4 protein-coding genes and 1 pseudogene are annotated in these 3,050 nt (G+C 31.5%); 3 read left to right on the top strand and 2 right to left on the bottom strand.

The window, feature by feature from the left end:
• Nucleotides 1-147: 147 nt before the first annotated feature.
• The gene (locus tag WBY99_RS12645; RefSeq protein ID WP_423976692.1) at nucleotides 148-684 is read left to right on the top strand and encodes a hypothetical protein; all 537 of its coding nucleotides are present in this window, start codon (nucleotides 148-150) and stop codon (nucleotides 682-684) included.
• 233 nt (nucleotides 685-917) lie between these two features.
• On the top strand, nucleotides 918-1,319 hold the full coding sequence (locus WBY99_RS12640) for a hypothetical protein (protein ID WP_423976691.1): 402 nt from the start codon (nucleotides 918-920) through the stop codon (nucleotides 1,317-1,319).
• Nucleotides 1,320-1,892: 573 nt separating this feature from the next.
• On the opposite strand, the pseudogene WBY99_RS12635 reads toward WBY99_RS12640, so the two are convergent.
• Nucleotides 1,893-2,275 (bottom strand): annotated as a pseudogene (locus WBY99_RS12635) (transposase); the annotation flags it as partial.
• On the opposite strand from WBY99_RS12635, the gene WBY99_RS12630 reads away from it, so the two are divergent.
• Nucleotides 2,255-2,494 carry a hypothetical protein gene (locus tag WBY99_RS12630; protein ID WP_423976693.1) on the top strand — a complete coding sequence of 80 codons (240 nt, stop codon included), beginning with the start codon at nucleotides 2,255-2,257 and terminating at the stop codon, nucleotides 2,492-2,494. The pseudogene WBY99_RS12635 and the gene WBY99_RS12630 sit on opposite strands and share 21 nt — an antisense overlap.
• Before the next feature lie 196 nt (nucleotides 2,495-2,690).
• On the opposite strand, the gene WBY99_RS12625 is transcribed toward WBY99_RS12630, so the two are convergent.
• Nucleotides 2,691-3,050, bottom strand: a 360-nt coding sequence (locus tag WBY99_RS12625) for a S1 RNA-binding domain-containing protein (protein ID WP_423976690.1), incomplete at its 5' end; no start/stop codon positions are given.

Raw genomic sequence — 3,050 nt, 5'->3', positions numbered from 1 at the left:
AGATATTTCTACAAGCGGGTTTGAAGTTTTCATCGAAGATTTTAGCGATTAATTCAATTTTTAGCAAGTAGAAAGATTTCGTATTTTTAGCCCGCCTGCAGAAATACCCAACCGTTGTAGGCAATTTTTTCAAAGAGAACGAATAAAATGAATTCTAAGACAAAATATGTTTTAATAATTTTAGGAATTGCAATATTTATTGCTTTTCCCTTTTTCAATATAAAATACTTCGAAATTGGAACATCCCTTAAAATTATATACAAGTACTTACTAATTCCTTTAATAATAGTATCCTTCTTAGGTATGACTATTTGCTATTTAAAGTTTTTAAAAAAATATAATCCGCCAACAAACTCAAAAGCTAAAAAAATAACTCAAGATTTCTTTAATGTATTTTTAGGGGGAATATCAGTTGGATTAGTTTTGTTAGGAATAATTCTATCAACAATAATTACAACAAATGCATACTTGGGAACTTCAAAAAATATTGAAATTAATACAGAGATTTTGAATTACATTACTGGTAAGACAAAATTCGGAAGAACAACTCACCAAATAGAATTCATAAATCCTAATGACGGTCAAATGTTAAGATTAGAAGTTTACAAAAAATACAATGTCGGAGATATTTTTAAAAAAGAAATGAAAATCGGATACTGGAATCAACTATATTCAAAAAATTAAAACTGCCTACAACAAGGGTTTGGCGCAATGGCGGGTTAAGGCTAAAATTAAAAATTTCGGCTTTCTATTACGCAAAAAGCCAATTATATTGACTTTTTTCTTAAATTTATTCAATTAATTGGCTTTTGCTTACAGTGTCACAAAATTGAAACTTTTCGCTTCAATTTCCGCCACTGACGCCAAGCCCCGAAACGTTGTACGCAATTTTATAGCAACTCTATATCAAATTAAAAGTGAAGAAATTAATTACTGTAATTTTTATAATTCTGATTTTTTTGCCAATGTTTCTTTATCTGAATCCCTTCAGTTGGATTAAGAGAAATCCGCACTACGAACCATCGCAAAAAACTACTAATTTACTGTATAAACTGAATAAAAAATACAAAGTAAAAATGGAGGTTGGAGATGCGACAGATACTCTTTGGTATTTTAGAGATTTAAAAAATAATAAGATTTCAAAACTTGAAAACTTTGGGCTACGACTTTATAAAGATTCATTTAATAATTCTGATCGGGAAAATGTGAAAAATTACCTCAATGATTTTCGCACTCATTTTGAACACAAAAAATATTTTGACTCGATTAATGTTGAATTGAATTTTGATTCGATTATCTACAAAACTCCAATGAAATGAAAATTGAAAAAATTTATAAATATCAAATCAGTTTGTATGTTTTCATTATTGTTTTTGGAATTCAAAATTATTTCTTCAATACGTATAATTTTGATTGGATTTTTTACGAGCAGCTTGTCAAATTTATCTTTCTCCTTTCTTTTTTCTCAATTTTAGTTTCACTAATTTTACTTACATATGAAAGTGTAAAATCAATAAATAGAAAGGAAATAAATTTTAAAGAAATACTATATTTACTAATCAGTGTGATTCTCTATTACTGTGTAATTTTGACAAGTTTTTATTTAGCTAACCAAACAAGAATTTAAAAAAAAACTGCGTACAATAACTAAGCTTTCGTTTTGTCTGCAAGACAAGAAATGAAAGCCCGTTGAATCCTTCGACTTCGCTCTGGACAGGCTCACCTTCGGTGGCTTTTCAACAGCATGTTGGTAACCTTATGGAGTTGTCGTTTTTAGAATTTAGATATACAAAAGCAGTTTTTTAGAAGGACTGCTTTTTTGGTAGCCTTTAGAAGTGGTTTTCTGCGGTTTTTCTTTCCTGCAGAACATAATTTCCCTTACCCGCAAAGGTTTATTTTGCAGACAAATTTTGGGTGACGAAAAGAAAATCCTGTGGCGGTCCTCTCTTTCCGAAAAGGGCAATGGTGATTAAGTTTCCTTCTTTGCAACACTGGCATTTCCTGAGTAAAGTTTGAGGCACAAAAACAGTTCTTTTCACTTCTAACTTTCTTGTAAATCCTGGAGTTTTCCACGTTTCCAGGAACTGCTCAAAATCCCGTAATGCCGTATTCTCACAAATCATCGAGGCAAAATATGAAGACTGAATCGTGTGATAAACTCCACATGTGATAAAGTCATTTCCTTTTTCTGATCTCCTTTGCGATAATCTTTGTACCCGAAACGAACTTCTTTGTCGGTAACTTCATTGATCCGATGATTACTGATGGCGACTTTAACAGGATGATTTTTGGACAAACGAAACCGACGTCAAAACAATTGAGTTTTTACAAGCAATATTGTAATGATTTACAACACGACAAAAACGGATGGTATCTACAATTTACAAATGAAAGTTATAAAAGATATTATCTTGAAAAATTACTTTTACACGAAATTGGACATTGTGTGGATTATATTTATGAAAAACATTGGAGTAAAGCCAATATCAAGTAAGTTGAAGATTTTGCAGATAATTATGCTGTAATTTGGAGCAACAATTTAAAGCAAATTACAGAAGAACAGAACAGTTAAAAAGCCAGCCACTAAAACGGTATTTCTACAAGCAGATAAGAAGTTTTCATCGAAGATTGTAGCGATAAATTAAGTTTCCAGCAAGTAGAAAGTTTTCGTATTTTCTATCCCCCGAAACCTACAAAATCATACTCAACTGAATCCTTTTTCTCGCTTCATCCACTTCCGTCACTTTTACCTGAACGTGCTGATGAAGCTTCACCACTTCATTTACATCAGAAACAAAACCGTCTTTCAGTTGGGAAATATGAACCAATCCGCTTTCTTTAATTCCAACATCTACGAAACAGCCGAAAGCCGTAATGTTGTTCACAATTCCGGGCAAAATCATTCCGGGTTTTAAGTTTTTAATGGATTTTACAGTGGGATCAAATTCAAAAACTCTTGCCGCTTTTCTTGGATCTAAACCGGGTTTTTCTAATTCTTTCAGAATGTCTTTAATTCCTAAAATCCCAATCGTTTCAGTAATGTATTTTTC

This window comes from Kaistella sp. (assembly GCF_049588135.1).
Taxonomy (GTDB): Bacteria; Bacteroidota; Bacteroidia; order Flavobacteriales; family Weeksellaceae; genus Kaistella.
This window is presented reverse-complemented; position numbering and strand designations above follow the sequence as displayed.

Bases quoted from the DNA above. Each gene is read 5' to 3' on its own strand.
- WBY99_RS12645 (WP_423976692.1), top strand. From the start codon at position 148: ATGAATTCTAAGACAAAATATGTTTTAATAATTTTAGGAATTGCAATA.
- WBY99_RS12630 (WP_423976693.1), top strand. From the start codon at position 2,255: ATGATTACTGATGGCGACTTTAACAGGATGATTTTTGGACAAACGAAA.